Below are 17,954 nucleotides of genomic sequence, written 5' to 3'. Positions count from 1 at the left end.
TACCTCAATATCTACAATCCCAGCTCACTCAAACCCGCGTGGTCGTCAGGACGTCGCCCGAGTGGCCAGTGGAACAACCGGTCTTCGGCCGCTATTGCATGTTCGTTGATACTGGCGATGCGGCGACGCATTAAACCATCGGCTTCGAACTCCCAGTTTTCATTGCCGTAAGCGCGAAACCATTGGCCCGAATCATCGTGAAACTCATAGGCAAACCGAACCGCAATCCGGTTATCGGTGAAAGCCCACAACTCTTTGATTAATCGATAGTCCAGTTCGCGAGTCCACTTGCGGGTCAGTAACTGAACAATCTCTTCTCGACCGCGAATAAACTCGGCTCGATTGCGCCACGGACAGTCCTCGGTATAGGCCAACGCGACTTTTTCTGGATCACGGCTATTCCAGCCATCCTCTGCGAGACGAATTTTCTGTATGGCGGTTTGTTCATCAAAAGGGGGTAACGGTGGTCGGGACATGGCAATGTTCTCCAATTGAGAAATCTTAAGGGTGACGCTACAGCCACCCTTGGGTTAATTTAAGCCGCAAGACTGGCTGCGGCCGGAAAGTCGATCTCAGTTCCCAGAACTTCATTCATGTAGTTGGTGAGCGTATTCAGCGCGACCAGCCCCACGATTTCTACAATCTGGGCATCGCTGTAACCGGCCTCCCGAACAACGTCTACATCACGATCAGACAGTTTCCCGCGAACACGGGTGATCTTGGCAGCGAACTCAACAGCAACCGCGGCTTTTGGATCACCGGATGTACCGCGACGATTGGCATTAATTTCATCGGAACTCAGTTTTGCCACATTGGCACCCAGGTACTGGTGGGCTGCCAGGCAGTAGTGACAACCGTTGATTTCAGCAACAGCCAATGCAATTCGCTCACGGGTCTGGGCATCCAGAGTTCCATTTCCCAATGCACCATGCAGGCCAAGAAAGCCTTCAAGGGTCTGCGGGCTGTTGGCGACAATACGAAACAGATTCGGGACACTTCCCAATTGAGAATTCACCGCTTCTAGCAATTCCCGGGATGCTGCCGGCGCAGCGGAAACAGATGCCGGAGTAGGTATACGTGACATGGTTGGCTCCTTTGAGCTGTCTTAATGGAGAAACCAGCATACAATTACTCAAATAGTAAATAATTAGACCAAAATGCAATTGTCTATTACATTATTTGCAATTATTAACGTGTAACCCAGCGTGGTCTCTGATGGACAAATTTGAAGCAATGCGGGTGTTTGTCGAAGTCGCGGAATGTCGGAGCTTTGTCGCCGCCAGCCGCAGGCTGGATCTTTCTGCTCCGGCTGTGACTCGATCAATAGCCCATCTCGAACAGACACTCGGTGTCCGGCTGTTCAACAGAACCACTCGGCAGGTTCGTCTTACGGATTCCGGTGCCCGCTTCTTTGAGGACGCCAGGCGCATACTGGAAGATGTCGAGCAGGCCGAAGCAACAGTCTCCGGCAGTTACACTGAGCCCAAGGGAACCTTAACCGTAACTGCCCCCGTACTGTTTGGACAGAAACACATAGCTCCCATCGTCACTGAGTATTTACAGCAAAACCCCTCGGTGACGGTGAAGGCCATCTTCTATGATCGGGTGAGTAATCTGCTCGAAGAAGGTCTGGACATCGCCATCCGTATTGGCCACCTCAAGGACTCAAACTTTTATGCCAGCCCTGTGGGATACGTTCAAAGGGTTGTGTGTGCGTCACCGGATTATCTGAAAGCCCGCGGAATGCCGACAACGCCTTCGGATCTGCTAACCCATGAGATAATTCATGCTTCCTCTGCAGAACCCTCGACCACCTGGCGGTTTGGATCTTCATCCGGAAAGGAATCCGTTAAAGTTTCCCCCCGCTTGCACTGCAATCACAACGGTACTGCAATCGCTGCTGCCAAACAGGGTCTTGGGATCACTCGTCTAATGTCTTATCAAGTCGGTGAGGAGTTTGATCAGGGTTCATTAACCCGCATACTGACAAACTACGAAACGGATCCCTTGCCGGTAAACATTCTTCACCTCGAAGGGCGACAGGCGAATGCAAAGGTCAGATCGTTTATCGATTTAGCGGTGTCCCGATTGAGAGCCAATCCGTACATCAACCATTAACGTCAACCACTGGGGTTGGTTTATTGCTTATTAAGATGCTTGTTGAGCCATTGTCTGGGAGTCAAACCAAATCGTTTTTTGAAGGCCCGGCTTAAAGACGATGCGTCTTCGTAACCTACCGTGTTGGCCACAAGGGCAACGGGACGCTGTTTTTTTAATAGTCCCTGAGCTTTGGCCAACCGCAAGTCCGTCAGGTAATCCATGGGCGCCCGTCCTACAGTTTCCTTGAACAACAAGGCAAACTTGGAACGGGACATTGCCACCGCTTCCGCCATGCTGTTCACACTCCACTCCTGTTCCGGACTCTCTTGCAGCTTGATCATCAAAGGAGCCAGGGCGGCATGGGAACAAGCCGTCAGTAAGGCAAGGTTGACCGTTCCCTGATCAACCACATGGCGCAGAAGATAGATCATAAAAACATCACACAGGCGGTTAATGATCACCTGTTTGCCCTGACCCTCTGCAAACGCTTCACGAAAAATCCACTGGGCGGTGTCAAACAGTTCCTGATTTTCACGGGTTTCGACACTGATGAATTTTGGCAACACATCGGTTAACAGAGTCTTATGCCTGACAGGAAAGGTAACTGTCGCACAAACCAGTTCGGCTTCCTGAGCATCATCTACCTGAATTCGATGACGAGCCCCACTGGGAATAAATAACACGGTTGGCTCATCCATACGAATCTTGTGTCCCTGATCCGTGTACAGGGTCATGGTTCCGGAACGCAACAGATGAAGGTGCCCTGCCGCTTCACTTTCTGTAAACGTCTGCAGACCGCACAAACCTCCACTGAAAAATACTTCAGCCTGAAGCTCCAGCTCCTGTATCAAGCCATCAAGTGACGTCATAAAACCCTCTAATCGGACGATCTGCCGATTTTTATGGACATACGGCCAATTTCCCAACCGGCGATATCCGTAATCTAGCACTCAAGGAGATCGGACATGCCCGACACTCTGATTAGCAAATCAATATACCGATACAGGACTTTATTATGCAACTTTCTAAAACCTTGAAATATGCCGCAACTGCCGGCGCCCTGCTTCTCAGCAACCTGGGATTTGCCTCAGCGGTAAATACCGGAGCCAATGACGTCGCCATTCACGGCTACGATCCCGTTGCCTACTTTACCCAAAGTAAGCCGGTTCAGGGCTCACCACAATTTACAGCCACTCATGAAGGAGCCATTTATCGCTTCTCCACGGCTGAAAATCGCGACCTGTTCAAAAGTAACAGCGACAAGTATGCCCCTCAATTTGGTGGATATTGCGCCATGGGTGTCGCTCTGAACAAGAAGCTGGATGTTGATCCCGCGGCCTTCTACATCGATGACGACAAACTCTATCTGAATTTGAACAAGGCGGTGCAAAAGAAATGGCTGTCAGACGTACCCGGCCATCTGAAAACCGCATATCGCGTTTGGGATGGCATTGAGGAATTGTCCATCGAAGAAACCAACGCAGAGGACTAAGACATGACAGATCGTGCTCTGAAATTCTCATCAAAGGGCCACCTTTATCAGGAACCCCTGTTGATGCTGTGGTTTACCGCAGACTGGTGTGGGCCCTGCCAGCAATTTATACCGACCATCAATGCAATAGCAAAGCACTACCAGGGACAAGTCAAGCTATTGAAAATTGATGTGGATAATTTTCAAGGCGTGGCCCAGGAGTTCAGAGTACGAGCTGTTCCTACACTGGCCCTTCTGAATAAAGACGGTGTATTGAACAGTCTGACTGGCGTTCGAACCACCAGGCAATTAAGCGAATGGATTAATCAATACACCAGTAATGACACTCTGTAGAGGATGTAAACATGAATCATAAACAACACCTTGCTTCGGCAGCCATTGCTCTTGTACTGGCTTCCTCGGTTATCGCACCGGTTCAGGCTGGAGGAAAAGAAAAGTGTTACGGAATTTCTGCTGCGGGACAAAACGACTGTGGCAATTTGGCGGGCACTCATTCCTGCGCCGGACAATCCACGGTCGATAATGACCCAGGCGAATGGAAGCTGGTCGCCAAAGGCACCTGTGTAGACATTGGCGGCATGCTAAAAGCCGAAGCCAAAAAACGCTATGCCGATCAGCAATCAAAAAAAAGCTAACACTCAGATTTTAACGGAGAACCGCTATGTCTCGCACAGCATCGACTGATTTCTGCAGCCGCCCTGAATCGACACCTGAAGCCATTACCAAGCCTGTCGGTGTGGGTTTGAGGCACCAGCATTATCGGGATGCGTTGTGCGAGACCTCTGCCGTTGACTTTGTCGAACTGCACAGTGAGAACTTCTTTGCCCAGGGAGGCATCACACGGTCAATGCTTGAGGCTATAGCAGAGTTGTATCCCATCAGTCTTCATGGCACAGCCATGGGATTGGGCTCTGCCATTGGCATTGACCAAGGTTACCTGGAAAAACTGAAACATCTGGTGCATGACGTCAAACCATTCCTGATTTCGGATCACGCCAGCTTTGCCTGGAGTCGTCTTAACAACCGGATGATTCACGCCGGTGACCTTCTTCCACTGCCGTTTACTGACGATGCCCTCAAGTATCTGATCAACAATGTAAAACACGTTCAAGACGAAATCGGACAACGGATTCTGGTCGAAAACCTTGCGTCCTACGTTCAATTTGATCAGAACTCGATGACAGAAACCGAGTTTCTCAGTGAGTTGGTTTCACAAACTGATTGTGGCCTGCTGCTGGATTTAAACAACCTTTTGGTTAACGCCCATAACTTTCCTTCTCAAGACGGGGACGTGACACCACTCGCAGCCGCACAACAATGGTTGCAGGAAATCCCGGAGACTTCTGTTGGCGAAATTCATCTGGCGGGATACCGCTTACCGGCTAACGGAAACTTTATTGTAGATGACCACAGTCAACCGATTAACGAGGAATGCTGGTCGCTGTATCGCTACGCATTAGAGCGATTTGGTCCACAAACCACCCTGATTGAATGGGACAACAATCTTCCTGATTGGCAAGTACTCACCGCTGAGGCCCAAAAAGCCCGTCAGTTAATTCATCAACATAGTCATTGAAACGGGATTTTATCATGTTAAATGCATCAGAGACCTTGATACAACAGCAGAGCTTCTTGTCGAGAATCTATCAACAAGACAGTCTGTCGTCGTCACAAACGGGTCTGAACATTTACAGAAACAATTTTCGATTAACCGCCGCCCGATCGCTGTCACTGACCTATCCGGTAATTGCCCGGATGATTGGGTCTGAAAATATGCTTCTGCTGGCAGAACGTCTACTGAAAAAAGAACAGCCTTCTACAGGTGATTGGGCAGACTGGGGCGAAGGTCTGCCCGAGATTTTGGCAGACAGTGAACTTCATGCTGAGCATATCTATTTGACAGACGTTGCCAATATGGAGTGGATGCGCCATCAGGCGGACAAAGCCAAATCGACTCGCTTTAACCAAAAGACACTCGAGAAACTGTCCCGCAAGACCCTGTCAGATACGAAGTTCGTTCTTTCAGATGGTCTGAATGTTTTTCACAGCGAATGGCCTGTAGACAGATTATGGGAAGCTCATCGTCCAGAGATTGCAGACCCAAAATCCTATTTATCTCAAGAACGATTCAGGATGCAGAGTTGTTATCTGGTGATTTATCAACAGAACCGGCGTCCGCAACACCAGCTCATCGATCAAGAGGAATACCACTGGCTATCGAATGTAACACAAGGTCTTAGCATTGATGCACTGATCGATACACACCCCAACTTTGATTTTGTCCACTGGCTTCCCAGAGCCATCGAACACAACTGGTTATTGGAAATTCACTAATCACACCGGAGACGACTATGAAAAACTTGCTACGTAAATGTTACCAGCCATACCATGTGTCCAGTTTCTATTTGAGTAAACTGCATCATCTGGTTGCACTGTTATCGCGGTTATATCTTGCCAAGGTTTTTTTCAGCGCAGGATGGGTCAAACTGAGAGACTGGGATACCACACTGTTTCTCTTCGAAGAGGAGTATCAGGTTCCTTTACTGCCCTATGAAGCTGCGGCCTATCTGGGGACGTTTGGAGAAATCCTGTTTCCACTACTGCTTGCCATCGGCTTAACGACTCGCTTTTCGGCATTGGCTTTGAGCGTCGTCAATGTTGTAGCGGTTATCAGCCTGGCAGAAATAGCTCCTGCCGCACTGTATCTGCATATAATCTGGGGCTTGCTGCTCGCTCACCTGGCCATATACGGCAGTGGCGCGTTATCTTTGGACAATATTCTTAAACGATTCCGCCTTAAGAATAGCTTTCAGTACCCGGCCAACTAAACGCTATTTACTCGTGTGCGCCCCTCAAACAGCAAGCGGTTTAAGGGGCACATCAATTAAGGGGTATACCAGACCGGAGAGCTCCAGGCTCGCTCTTTAACCGTCTTTGGCAAGTCGGCAGGGTGTTCCACATTTGCACGCTTGGCGTCATACATACTCCAGCGACACACAGGGTTTTCCAGCACCCGAACGTAATAAAACGCAGACTCAGACGCATCGAATTGCGGGTCTGTCCAGGTCGTGGCGAGTTCGGTAGCACCCCTGTCAGCACTGATCGAACAATCATCCAGATTCACGGTTGCGCCATTGTCAGGACAACGATTAGTTTCCGGATCAGGCGTCAGTCCATCGGAGCAGGCCACATCGTAAACCGCTTCCTTTAACTCATCGTCTGCGGTTTTCCAGCCTTTAATAACCTGTACTTTTTGCAGTGGCGCACTGTCGGGATCTTGCATGGCCCAAATCATCAGAGAAGGCGATTTATCCTGGGGCGCTGCTGACAGGGCTCCGCCTTGAGGCACACCCTGTTGATAACCTTGTGCGACCCAGTTGGATTGCTCATGAGTATTGGCGGCGAAATCAAACCCGGCAAACATGCGGACTTTTGTCCGAGTGCCACTGGTGGCAAAGGTTTCGCGTCTGTGAAGTGCATCCCAGATATCTTCACGGGTATTACTCTCAGCCCAGACGCCAGTAATGGCTCCAGGATTATAGAGTCGGGTGGGGTCATCGTCACCGCTCATGCCCATGGCTTCAGCCGTCGGGTTTGGCTTTAGGCCAAGCCGAATTTCCGGCTCGCCATCGTTAGACGCGTAGTGCCCCTCGAAGTCGCTCTCAGTGGTATCGCTGGGTGTTCCGTTATGGTTATCCGTAGCGCCCGCAAAGCCCTGCTTGAAGGGGTTCGTCCCCCACTTTTCCTGCTCAACCAGACCAAATTTCAAACCATTACGGACAAATGCATATTCGTTACTGCAGCCCGCATTTTCACCTTCATTACAGGCTTCAAACACCGTTTCAAAATTGCACTCTTCATCGGTGGACATTATCCCGGTCTGACATTCGGAGTTGCCTTTGATTTGCATAACTTCGACCAGACGATCCAATCGTTCCCGGCGGTCTACGACATCCTGAGTGAATTCGGTGCCATCGGAATTTTTGCCCCAGTAAAGTCGTCCCCAGTAAAAGTTGGGATTGTGCGGAATGGTCAACACATCACACTCTCCTGTACAGTGATTTTCAAGCCACCGATGCAAGTCTTCACCGGTTCCTTCAAAAGCAGAAAATACCGTATCTGGCACAGTGGCATTTTTGAAAATCACATTGCGATGCATCATGCCGCCTACACCCTCCGGAGCATTGGCGGAAAATTCGTAAGCGACAAATGAGGTAAACTTGCCAGGTTCATAGTTTTGATTGGCGGCATCCTGAACCCGCTGCCAGGGAGCCGGCATGGCATCCAGACAGGCCTGCCCATCTTCACCGCAAATGTCTTTGCGCCGCACCGCCGGTGTTTCTGCCATGCCGGCAAAAATCTCCTTGAATGGCTGCATGTCATTCTTGCGAATTCCCTGACAAGTGGGTGAGTTATAGCCTTCCAGCTCAGGGCTGGTACAAATTTCATATTCACCCAGTGCTTCGGAATGGTCCGTAACCGCAGCAAAATCCAGGGGTTTAATGATCCGCTTTTTCACGCCGATTGGCAGCATCACTTCTTCGCCCTTGGCAAAACGGTAGGCCGTAAAAGGATCGTTCATGGTGGTGCCAAAAATATAGGCGTCCAGTGAATAGGCGGTATGCAGATGGAGTTCACCAAAATAGGCATTCTTGTTCGGGTCTCGCTCTATGACTTGGGCTGTTGTGGCTTCAGCTGTCACTTCAGGGGCAACCGGACTCTCCGTTACGCCAGTTTCAACGCTCACCGGCTCAGATTCTGCGGACTCATTGTTGGAATCACAGGCCGCCAGCAAACTGAATACGGCTCCGACGGCTGAAATCACCAGAGTTTTTTTCAACGTCATTGTGTTTATCCTCTGCTAAGGTATTTTCAGGCAAGCCGATCCCCTGAAGTACAGCAGTAATCCCCAATCCGTGCAACAAGCCAATGATGATGCCTCAGCCCAAAGACGTCGGCTGCATTTTGAGACTTGTTACGCCCCATAAAACGCAAAAGGGCCATACAGACAACAGGATCTGTATGGCCCCATGACAATTACCGAAGACTAGGTGGGACTCTGGCGAAAACTCAGCTCGCCCTGCGGCGTTCTCGACAAGTTCTTGGCCGCAGCGTGCAGAGCTTCAGCCCGATTTGCGAACACTGCATTGGCAGGCAGACTGCCACTGAGTTCCTTGAGAGAATCGTAAACCGAGTCACTCATACCCGCCAGATAAAGCTGTTTTCCACCCGCACGGGCATCGGTGGCAATGGTTTCCACGGCCAGCATGGCTGACACATCGAGACTCGGAACTGCATTAAAATCCAGAATCAGAATTTCGGAACTCTTCTCCGTGCGAATGCGCACGTGGTGTCCGAGATCCGCTGCGGCCCCGAAACTCAATGGGCCACTGAATTCAAACAGGGCAATCTGATCACGATATTGATCCAGAATCGCACGCTCCTCTTCGGAATCCAGATGCTCGGGCAGGTGCTGCAGGGAGGCCAATTGCAACTGCGCCACCTGACGAACATAGGCCAGCGCAGCCAGTACCACCCCGGCGCCAACGGCGGTGATCAGATCCACAAAGACCGTCAACATCAACACCAAAGCCATGAGCAATAAATCCCAGCGTGGACCACGGTGAGCACGCTTGAGGTAGCTCCAGTCAATAATATCCAGACCGACTTTCACCAGAATACCCGCCAACACAGCGTGGGGAATGTAGCTCGCCAGAGACCCCAGCCCCAGCACCACCGCCAGCAGTACCAACGCGTGAATCATGCCTGACAGGCGACTGCGCCCACCGGAACGAATGTTCACAACGGTACGCATCGTCGCACCGGCACCTGCAATACCACCAATTAAACCGGCGAAGGTATTACCGACCCCCTGTCCGATCAGCTCACGGTTACTGTTGTGGCGATCACGGGTCATGTTGTCGGCAACCAGAGAGGTCAACAGACTGTCCAATGACCCCAGCACGGCCAGGATGATCGCGGCCTCAATCACCAGATACATCTTGTCGCCACCAAATACCGGCAGATTCAATTCCGGCAGACCGGTGGGAATCTCACCGAGGATTGGCACATCCAAAGCAAAATAGGCCAACAGGGTACCGACGATCAACGCTGCCAGTGGTGCCGGCAAATACTTGGCAAGCTTGCCGGGCCAGCTGTAAACCATCGCCAGGGTTCCCAATCCCAATACCAGGTTGGCCCAGTGAATATCGGTTACCGCAGTGGGCAAAAACTGCAACGCATTGATTGTACCGCTGGGCGAATCATGTCCCAGCAGTGGGCTCAATTGCAGAATAATGATGATCGCACCGATGCCGGTCATAAAGCCGGAAATCACCGGGTAAGGCACCAGCCGAATGTATTGCCCAACCCCCATCAGACCGAAGACCACTTGCAGCACACCGGCCAACATAACAGCGGTAAAAATCAAACTGGCGTCACCAGACAAACTGGCGAACAACCCAGCGAGAACCACCACCATCGGACCGGTAGGCCCGGAAATCTGCGGCGCAGTTCCCCCAAAAAGAGCGGCAAAAAAGCCCACGGCAATGGCGCCATAAATACCGGCAATCGGCCCCAGACCCGAGGCGACACCCAGCGCCAAGGCTAATGGCAGGGCCACTACACCGGCGGTAATACCACCGGTGATATCCCCTCTGAGGGTCGAGAAATCCAGTTTCATGTGTCGTACCTCTTACACTTGTTTGCGTTCATTGAAAAAATCATGGCCTGAAACCCTGCCTCAGCAGTTTTCACAGGCACAAGGGCTCCCCTCACACTCGCACAGGCGACCGTGACCAAAAACAGTTGGCTAATTTGAGAGTTTAGAGCAGTGATTACTGAAGCGGATCAGTAATCACTGTCTGAGGGGGACCGATATACGGTTATCCGAATGTGAATCAGGACTCTTTGGCTTGTGCCTGACGCAACAGACGCTGGCGATAGGCTTCATCCATAGGTTCAAATTCGCCGGATTTGTCATTGTGATAGAGCACTTCACCGGATGCGATGTTGTAAACCCAGCCGTGAATGGTGAGATTGCCACTCGCCAGCCCAACGGCAACCGCCGGGTGAGTGCGCAAATGCTGGATTTGTTGCAGTACGTTCTCGCAGGTCACTTCTTCCAGGTGGTCTTTACACAGATCACCATGACGGTGACGAACCACTTCGGTCGCTGAACGGCAGTGGCCGAGCCACTCTTTAACGTGCGGCAGGTTGTCGAGCTGTTCAGGGGCAATCGCCCCCTTCATGGCGCCGCAGTCCGTGTGGCCACAAACCACAATATCAGTGATTCCCAGTGCCGCCACCGCAAATTCGATGGACGCGGTCATGCCACCGGTTTCGTTGCTGTGCGGAGGCACAATGTTGCCCGCGTTACGGCAGATAAACAGCTCACCAGGCTCGGTCTGGGTCACCAGGTTAGGGTCAATACGAGAATCCGCACAGGTGATAAACAACACCTCGGGGTTCTGACCGTTTGCCAGCTTGGCAAAGGTTTCACGCTTCTCTGGATACACTTCGTTCTGAAACCGGGCCACGCCTGAAATAACATGATCCATAACCATACCTCCTAAAACTGTAACAAAACTGCAAACTTCGATTAACGGATTATTTATTGATAGCTTAATAAGTTAAAATACAACTTCGAGATAACCTGTAGTTATCAGATAATACCCCAGGAACGCATACCATGCTCAAAACCGGTAACCTTTCGATCACCAGGATTCCCACTCTCAGACAACTGCAATATTTTGTCGCAGTGGCTGAAGCCAACCATTTTCGCAAGGCTGCGGAAGAGCTGGGGGTCAGCCAACCCGCCTTGACCACACAGATAGCCGCGCTGGAGGAATCGCTCCAAATCCCGCTGTTTGAACGATCCCGCAGCGGTACCCGACTGTCTCCTGAAGGACGGGAATTGCTGGTGCATGCCCGCGATGTCCTGCTGGGTATGCAAGGCTTTCTCGAGAGGACTGCGGTTCTTGCCGGTGGCCATCAGATCACCTACAAACTCGGGGTCCCCCCAACTCTGGGCCCCTACTTGCTGCCCAATGTACTGCCGGATTTACACCGCCAGTTTCAACAACTGAAACTCTATGTGCGGGAAGCCCCTCCCCGCACTCTGCAACGCGGTCTGCACGAGGGTGAATACGACCTCGCCATATTGCCTTTGCCTCAGTCATCCATGGAATTGGCTGTCGAGCCGTTGTTCAATGAGCCGCTCAAATTCGTGGTACCTGCCGATCACCCTCTGGCAGACCAGCAGCGGGTTGCACCGGAAGACCTGCATGGGGAACGCGTCCTCACGCTGGAAGAGCATCATCACTTTCACCACGAAGTGCTGGAGATTTGCCTGCGTTTCGGTGCTGATATCCAACGGGATTACGAAGGCACCAGCCTCGACACCTTGCGTCAGATGGTGGTGATGGGACTCGGCGTTGCGTTTTTACCCGGTCTCTATGTGCATTCGGAACTGCACAACCCGGAAGCATTAAGTGTTGCCGAGATCCGTGAGGAACCGATCACTCGTGGACACGCTTTGGTTTGGCGCGCTACCGCACCAAGCCGGCAACACTACCGGGAATTGGCCGAGCATTTGAAACAAATTATACGCAAACGACTGGGGTCTGTGGTAGCAGTCATCGATTGAACTGTAGCCAAAAACAGAATATTACAAACGGATATCTCTCATAGGCCTATGGAGAACCCAATTCATCAGGCCGGATTGTTCCATACCAGTCATCCAGTTTAACCTGAGATACCCATCAGCTATTTGTAGGTAAAAAGTTAATCTATACGTTAATGATGTTTAGTTATAGAAAGTTAAGATAAGTTAGTAAGTTAAGGATTTTGAAGCCCTTTGATACCGTGCCTTAGCGCCATTTTTTGTGGTCAGTATCCCGATTCTGTGTGATTAAAAGCACGATATACCGTGTTCAATCACCCGAACATCTGTGGTCCAATTCCCGTATTGGGTGTGGTTAAAACCCCGCTAATATCGTGTTCAAAACCTCGTGCCTTTCCACAGAGATATGCACTGTTTTTGGTCTCTTTATCCACAGAGCGAACCGGAAAGCTTTCCTCGTGAGTGTGGTTAAAACCTCGAACTCCGACTTTTCCAAAAGCATACGGGGTGTGTTTAAAAGCATACGGTAGCCTTTCTCTGTTCAGCTCAATATCTGGTTGTTATTTGATCTCTCAATGGGATACCTCTCTACCCTTTTGTGGTTAAACCCCCGAAGCAAAGTTAATGGTGTGGTCAAATCCCCGAGGCTTTTCTGTAAATGCGCTTTAAAAAAGCGTCTTTTGGCACCGTTTTAAGCAACTTTTTGACGTTTGGATGAATGAGAGTGTCTTTACACACGGTTTTAGGCGATTTAATGGGCAGGAATTGGGATTTGATCACAAATACACAGGCTTTATTGTGGTTTTGAGCTGTGGGATTTTGAACATCCGGGATAAAACATCAGCTTTGTTGTTATCCCGGTGAGATCGAATTGGCGGGTTTCAGACCTGAAGCCTGAGCGCTTAGGACTAGGAGGGGGAAACTTCCCGAACCGAAGCTCTTAGGCTGCCGTCAAAATCCTTCATGACAATCAGTTTTTCAATCGAACCACTGACTTTAGCGGTTTCATGTTGCAGAAAGTAGTCAGGAACACTCTGCTTCTTAATCACGTCCTTAATTTTACGGCGAAATTCACGCAGGGGAGATTTCACTCCAAACTTGCGCCAGAGCTTCTCCAAGCCGATATCCCACATGGGTTGATTGCCACAGTGCTTGCGACAGATCTCGTACAGGCGACGATCGTAGGGTGAGCGAAGGCCGAAGTATTCCCGGTTGTAGGTCAGGATCTGATTGTTGGCGACGGCGTTGTACAGCTGCTCGGAAATCACCACTTCAAAATATTCCAGGCGGCCATTTTTATCCGTGACTGCAGCGCCATAGTCGATCAGACCAAAGACTTCCCCTTTAGACTTGCGGCTACCGGGTGATTCGTTGATGTTGGTTCTGAAAACTGTTCCGCGAAGGCGTGCGAGGGTATCACCGATGGCTTTATAGGATTTGCCATCAGTGCCACGCTTGGTGGTCATCAGATAGTCGAAAGCCGTGATCTTAACCCGCCGACTGGTGGGGCGACCTCTGTTCGCCGCTTCAGCAATTTGTCCGAAGGAGTAGATCAGCAAGTCCTTGTCATGGATGGTGGCCCTGCCATCGGCCGAGGGAATGACTTCCAGCCAGTTGCCGGTTTGTTCGTTCTCATAGCGGAATTTTTCCCGATCCGGTTTGGAGCTGATGGCAAAGATGGGGTATTCCATGGAGCTGATGTCACTTTTGGGGGCCACATCAATAATGTCAGCAACAAACAGGTCGAGCTGATCGGTTGCTGGCAAGACGGTCGTTTGGGACACGACGGGTTGTGTTTCCTGCTCTTCCAGAGACAGGAGTTCTTGAGTCGCGGCTTGCGCAGATGTTGTTGTTTGCGTGGTCATACGAGTTCTCTCCAGACGGCTCAGGACCCTGTCTCCTGAGGAGACAGCTGCATCCCCTGCTGAGACATAATGCGTTGGATGATGGCTGTGCGGATCAGTGCACTGCGGTCTTTACGTGTGTCTTCTTCTTCCTCAATGCGGTTCAGACTGTCATTGATGCTGCGGACAATATCTTCACTCAGGGCAATGGGAATGGATTTGGTGGAGCCGGGAACAATGAACTCTTCGGCCACCAGACCGGGGAAGTCTCCGCGTTCGATCAGATTCTCAATGGCCTCTCCAATCCAGAGAGAGCGCTGTTTCTTGTTGTAGCCCTCCGTCAGCATGACCTGATCCATTTTATTGAGCATTCCGGTAGGGATTCTCAAGGTGGTCCGAATGGGACCCTTGTTCTTTTGTGGGGGGGTAAATTTCGCCATGATCAGAGTTCTGCCTTGTTACCAAGGGCTTCCAGTGCGGCCGCCAGTTGAGATTGTTTATTCAGATCAAAATCGTCCAGAATTTCCTGCGCATCCAGATGAACTGCCGCCGCCTGAATGACTTTGGCCAGCCCGCGGGTATTGGCGTGACGCGCCAATTTGATTGAGGGCTTGGTCTCCTGAACGGCTTTCTTGTCACCCTGCAAAATCGGTAGCAGCTGGTCCAGTGGCAGTTGTGCCAATTGTGCGGCGCGTTTCAGGTCGGTGATCTTTTCTTTTTCAATCGCTTCCACCAATATCTTGTTGGGGTATCGCAGTACAGACAGATAGCGTTGAGCTTCGGCACGGCTGCGGCCGATGATCTTGCTCAGTTTGGTGACGGAGGTTTTCTGTATGCCCTCTCCGGCTTCGAGTAATTTGCGCACCCGATCGAGCTTTTCCCACAGGCTCATGTTTTCGCGGTGGACGTTTTCTTCCCACTGCAAGGTGTCAATTTCGGTACGGGCAATGTTGCTCTGCTGAATTCGAGCGGCAATGTGTTTGGCCCCTAACATGATGTGCGCGAGGAACCGACGTTCACCGGCAATCAGGTGGAACTGGCTTTCGTCCTGCCAAACCGTAATGGGGTTGATCATGCGCTCCGGGCTTTTCAGTCCTGCGGCGAATTGCACAATCGACAAGGCGTCGCCCAGGGCTTTCCCGCTAAGACCACTCTCTTGTGCCAGGAGGTCGGTGTAATCTTCCAGCCAGTCGCTGGGGTCTTCCGAAGATAACGCTTCCAGATTCATTGGGAACTTGATGGACAGTTCTTTGACCTGTTGCTGGGATACTGCCAGCTTTCTGGGGTTGTCCGGGTCGGTATTGATGTAATCCAGGGGAATGGTTTTGGTCAGAACCCCTTTTACCTTCTGGGCAGTTTCTACCTGAGCTTTTGCTGCACCTGCCCACTTTTCGGCATTGTCGGTACTGCCTTCGCTGATGATACTGCCGGTTCCGGCGCGTTTACCGCCAAATTTCTTGGCCATGATGCTTTCCTTTCTCTGGGTGTCTCCTTGGGAGACACTGGCTTGTCATGGGGCTGTTTGCTGATTTTCAGGTGTCTCCTGAGGAGACACTGCTTAAAGGAGACACCTGCATACCCTACCCGGCATAGACTTTTGACAGGGTGTGGCGCCCTACTTCGATGCTTTTCTGTTTGGCTGCATGACTGGCGCTGATCTGGAAAATACTCCGTGGGGTGATGCCTTTCAGGTCGCGCTCGGGGAATGCTGTGGATTGAGGCAGGAAGATCTCTTCCGGAAACATAATGTTCCCCAACTCTTCTTGTAACATGGACAAGGTGCCACGGTGGATATTGGTGTTGGCGCGTACCTTGTTGGGACAAAGGCCGGTAAGTACCAGCTGATCGTCATCGTCACGGGAGAAGTTTTCAGACTGAATGACCTGCAACATGGCGTTGATACCCTGCAGGCTCTTTTCTTCCGGCTCAAACGGGATAATGGCGTGTGTGGCAGCCCGGACTGCAGCCCGGAAAATCGGGTTCCGGCTGGGGCCAGTATCCAGAATGATCAGATCGTAGGTATCGACGACTTCCTGCATATGCAGAAAGTCCCCTAGCCTGTTGATGATTTCTGTAGCGATTTTGCCGCTGGCGTTATCGAATTCACTGTTGATGCGTTCAAGCAAGGCTGGATGCCCCACCATGATATCAACGTCAGCATCAAACCCATTGTCCTTGTTGATAAAGGTGTTGTGTGGCAGAACCGCTTTGCCGAAGAAAATGTCGGCAATGCTGGAACGTTCTTCCAGATCGGTGTCGCCATCGTAATCCGGATGCGGTGGCGGTAACTGACCACCGGTGGCTTGCGGAGCCGTTTCCATTCCCACCCAGTAATCGGAGGAGTTACACTGCATGTCCAGGTCAACTACCAGAACATCCTTTTTCTCGTAAATGGCTGCGTATTCTGCGATAACACTGGCAACGGTGGTTTTACCCACGCCGCCCTTCTGGTTCAACACCGCCAAAATTTTTCCCGAATATTCGAACATACGGATTCTCTCTGCAGGAGATTAAACAGAAATCAATGGGTAAAAGGTATACGGCTGTTAATATACAGGTATTATTAGCGGGTGCAAGGTTGTCGGCCCTCTGTAGCCGTGACTCTGGCCATCGATCACAGTCATGGTTCGTCGGGGCATTAAAGTCCCCTGGAATTTAGCGTTTATGACTTGTCAGCTGACTGGCAGCCCGATCAATACCTTCACAGTTCCGCGAGGGAATTTCGGTGAGCGTGAATGACCTGTTGAACATCATATCGATTGTTTAACTAGATGTTCCTTTTTGTTCCTTGGATGTGCCGGGTGAGGTAGTATAAGCGGGTATTGCGGTAGGGAAAGCGTTTAAAGAATATGCCTAAAGTCAATAAAATCAATAAGTTACCATCATTCAAGGTGGTCGGTGTCGCTCTTGCTGAATGTGAGTGCGCGCCTTTTTATCCAGAGCTGGAATTTTCTCAGGCAACCGCGTCGTTGATTGAAGAGCAGCTGCTGCATTCGGATGAGGGGATCGCTCCGTTTTGGGGGATTGCCCGCGATGGATTGGCCCAGATTTTCCTCGGTGCGTATCAGTTGTCCTATCTGCAACGCCGTAACCCTAATTTGACCATACCGGTGCGGGTGGCCGAACGGGAACATTTTACCACGGAAGAGATTGCCCGCCTGATGCTGCATCCGGGGCATGCCTATCCTGAGACTGATGTGGGCTTTCGGGCGAGAGCCATTGAAGGACTGAGACAAACCTTTGGGCTCAGCGATCAACAGCTGGCGAACTACACTGACAGTAGTCGTTCAGCCATTGCCAATGCCCGTCGCCTGTTAAGGCTGGAACCGGAAGTGCTGGAAGCAGCTCAGCTGGGGAAAATTACCTACACCATCGCTCGTGAGTTGCTGTCATTGCCGGCCAGGAAGCAGATAGAGCTGGCGAAGGAGTTTGGGGTGAAGCCTCTGTCGAACCAGCAAATGATGGCGAGAATTCACGGCCGCGGTACCTTGCATGAAGGCACACAACAGGAAGAGGAGCCAAAAGCAGACGCTGCGGGGGTGGTGAGCACCGCCAAAGCGGCGGTGGCACCGAAAAGTAACGATACCCGGCGATACGAGCAGATGGTTTCCGAAGCCATGGGCTATCCAGTAGAAATTGTGGAAGGGCAGGGCGGTCATGGGCAGCTGGTATTTTCGCCTTTCAACGAGGCGGGTGCTGCACATATTGCCCAGCAGATTCCGGAAGAGTTATTCCGCCGCAGGGCGAAGGTGGTTCTGGATTACGATTCTTTCGATGAGCTGGACGCAATTCTGGCTAAACTGTTTCCGCCGGAAGATGATTTCTAAACTCTCAATGGTTGATCCGATTGAAGCCGGGCGGTATAACCTCGCTCAACATTAAAAGCAGGCCATCG

General features: G+C 51.1%; 19 protein-coding genes. 9 read left to right on the top strand and 10 right to left on the bottom strand.

Features of this window, described 5'->3' with window-relative positions:
• Window positions 1-11 precede the first annotated feature (11 nt).
• Together KOI40_RS16180 and KOI40_RS16175 are read right to left on the bottom strand one after the other, a co-directional pair.
• Window positions 12-476 carry a nuclear transport factor 2 family protein gene (locus KOI40_RS16180; protein WP_216098583.1) on the bottom strand — a complete coding sequence of 155 codons (465 nt, stop codon included), beginning with the start codon at window positions 474-476 and terminating at the stop codon, window positions 12-14.
• 59 nt (window positions 477-535) lie between these two features.
• Window positions 536-1,084, bottom strand: coding sequence for a carboxymuconolactone decarboxylase family protein (locus KOI40_RS16175; protein WP_216098582.1), 549 nt, complete (start codon window positions 1,082-1,084; stop codon window positions 536-538).
• A 131-nt stretch (window positions 1,085-1,215) separates the two neighbouring features.
• On the opposite strand from KOI40_RS16175, the gene KOI40_RS16170 reads away from it, so the two are divergent.
• Window positions 1,216-2,118: a LysR family transcriptional regulator gene (locus tag KOI40_RS16170; RefSeq protein ID WP_233710333.1), complete on the top strand. Its 903-nt coding sequence runs from the start codon at window positions 1,216-1,218 to the stop codon at window positions 2,116-2,118.
• Between the two features lie 20 nt (window positions 2,119-2,138).
• Here KOI40_RS16170 and KOI40_RS16165 read toward each other — a convergent pair whose 3' ends face one another.
• The gene (locus KOI40_RS16165) at window positions 2,139-2,969 is read right to left on the bottom strand and encodes an AraC family transcriptional regulator (protein WP_216098581.1); all 831 of its coding nucleotides are present in this window, start codon (window positions 2,967-2,969) and stop codon (window positions 2,139-2,141) included.
• A 146-nt stretch (window positions 2,970-3,115) separates the two neighbouring features.
• Here KOI40_RS16165 and KOI40_RS16160 point away from each other — a divergent pair, with 146 nt between their 5' ends.
• Genes KOI40_RS16160 through KOI40_RS16135 form a run of 6 tightly spaced genes read left to right on the top strand, consistent with a single transcriptional unit; the run spans window position 3,116 to window position 6,420 of the window.
• Window positions 3,116-3,592 carry a YHS domain-containing (seleno)protein gene (locus tag KOI40_RS16160; protein ID WP_216098580.1) on the top strand — a complete coding sequence of 159 codons (477 nt, stop codon included), beginning with the start codon at window positions 3,116-3,118 and terminating at the stop codon, window positions 3,590-3,592.
• Window positions 3,593-3,595: 3 nt separating this feature from the next.
• Window positions 3,596-3,925 (top strand): thioredoxin family protein, encoded by a 330-nt coding sequence (locus tag KOI40_RS16155; protein ID WP_216098579.1) that lies wholly within the window; start codon window positions 3,596-3,598, stop codon window positions 3,923-3,925.
• Window positions 3,926-3,936: 11 nt separating this feature from the next.
• Window positions 3,937-4,227 carry a BufA1 family periplasmic bufferin-type metallophore gene (locus tag KOI40_RS16150; RefSeq protein WP_216098578.1) on the top strand — a complete coding sequence of 97 codons (291 nt, stop codon included), beginning with the start codon at window positions 3,937-3,939 and terminating at the stop codon, window positions 4,225-4,227.
• 26 nt (window positions 4,228-4,253) lie between these two features.
• Window positions 4,254-5,168, top strand: coding sequence for an MNIO family bufferin maturase (gene bufB / locus KOI40_RS16145; RefSeq protein WP_216098577.1), 915 nt, complete (start codon window positions 4,254-4,256; stop codon window positions 5,166-5,168).
• A gap of 14 nt (window positions 5,169-5,182) precedes the next feature.
• On the top strand, window positions 5,183-5,926 hold the full coding sequence (locus KOI40_RS16140) for an HvfC/BufC N-terminal domain-containing protein (protein ID WP_216098576.1): 744 nt from the start codon (window positions 5,183-5,185) through the stop codon (window positions 5,924-5,926).
• A gap of 17 nt (window positions 5,927-5,943) precedes the next feature.
• Window positions 5,944-6,420, top strand: a complete 477-nt coding sequence (locus KOI40_RS16135; RefSeq protein ID WP_216098575.1) for a DoxX family protein — start codon at window positions 5,944-5,946, stop codon at window positions 6,418-6,420.
• Window positions 6,421-6,476: 56 nt separating this feature from the next.
• Here KOI40_RS16135 and KOI40_RS16130 read toward each other — a convergent pair whose 3' ends face one another.
• The 3 genes from KOI40_RS16130 to KOI40_RS16120 form a co-directional block, all read right to left on the bottom strand.
• Window positions 6,477-8,438, bottom strand: coding sequence for a DUF3604 domain-containing protein (locus KOI40_RS16130; protein WP_216098574.1), 1,962 nt, complete (start codon window positions 8,436-8,438; stop codon window positions 6,477-6,479).
• Window positions 8,439-8,639: 201 nt separating this feature from the next.
• A complete protein-coding gene (locus KOI40_RS16125) occupies window positions 8,640-10,274 on the bottom strand; it encodes a SulP family inorganic anion transporter (RefSeq protein WP_216098573.1) in 1,635 nt (544 codons plus the stop codon).
• Window positions 10,275-10,491: 217 nt separating this feature from the next.
• The gene (locus tag KOI40_RS16120) at window positions 10,492-11,151 is read right to left on the bottom strand and encodes a carbonic anhydrase (RefSeq protein ID WP_216098572.1); all 660 of its coding nucleotides are present in this window, start codon (window positions 11,149-11,151) and stop codon (window positions 10,492-10,494) included.
• 131 nt (window positions 11,152-11,282) lie between these two features.
• Between KOI40_RS16120 and KOI40_RS16115 the strand changes: the two genes are divergently transcribed.
• Entirely contained in the window at window positions 11,283-12,239 is a 957-nt protein-coding gene (locus KOI40_RS16115) for a hydrogen peroxide-inducible genes activator (protein WP_216098571.1), read from the top strand.
• 884 nt (window positions 12,240-13,123) lie between these two features.
• Here KOI40_RS16115 and KOI40_RS16110 read toward each other — a convergent pair.
• The 4 genes from KOI40_RS16110 to KOI40_RS16095 form a co-directional block, all read right to left on the bottom strand.
• Window positions 13,124-14,080, bottom strand: a complete 957-nt coding sequence (locus KOI40_RS16110) for a replication initiator protein A (protein ID WP_216098570.1) — start codon at window positions 14,078-14,080, stop codon at window positions 13,124-13,126.
• A 20-nt stretch (window positions 14,081-14,100) separates the two neighbouring features.
• Window positions 14,101-14,499: a hypothetical protein gene (locus tag KOI40_RS16105; protein WP_216098569.1), complete on the bottom strand. Its 399-nt coding sequence runs from the start codon at window positions 14,497-14,499 to the stop codon at window positions 14,101-14,103.
• Between the two features lie 2 nt (window positions 14,500-14,501).
• Complete coding sequence (locus tag KOI40_RS16100) at window positions 14,502-15,524, bottom strand: ParB/RepB/Spo0J family partition protein (RefSeq protein ID WP_216098568.1); 1,023 nt, start codon at window positions 15,522-15,524, stop codon at window positions 14,502-14,504.
• A gap of 115 nt (window positions 15,525-15,639) precedes the next feature.
• Window positions 15,640-16,548 (bottom strand): ParA family protein, encoded by a 909-nt coding sequence (locus KOI40_RS16095; protein ID WP_216098567.1) that lies wholly within the window; start codon window positions 16,546-16,548, stop codon window positions 15,640-15,642.
• 360 nt (window positions 16,549-16,908) lie between these two features.
• Here KOI40_RS16095 and KOI40_RS16090 point away from each other — a divergent pair, with 360 nt between their 5' ends.
• Window positions 16,909-17,886 carry a ParB/RepB/Spo0J family partition protein gene (locus KOI40_RS16090; protein WP_216098566.1) on the top strand — a complete coding sequence of 326 codons (978 nt, stop codon included), beginning with the start codon at window positions 16,909-16,911 and terminating at the stop codon, window positions 17,884-17,886.
• Window positions 17,887-17,954 lie beyond the last annotated feature (68 nt).

Source organism: Pseudomaricurvus albidus (assembly GCF_018863235.1).
Taxonomy (GTDB): Bacteria; Pseudomonadota; Gammaproteobacteria; order Pseudomonadales; family Cellvibrionaceae; genus Pseudomaricurvus; species Pseudomaricurvus albidus.
The sequence above is the reverse complement of the archived record's forward strand: the minus strand, read 5'-3'. Positions and strand labels throughout refer to the sequence as shown.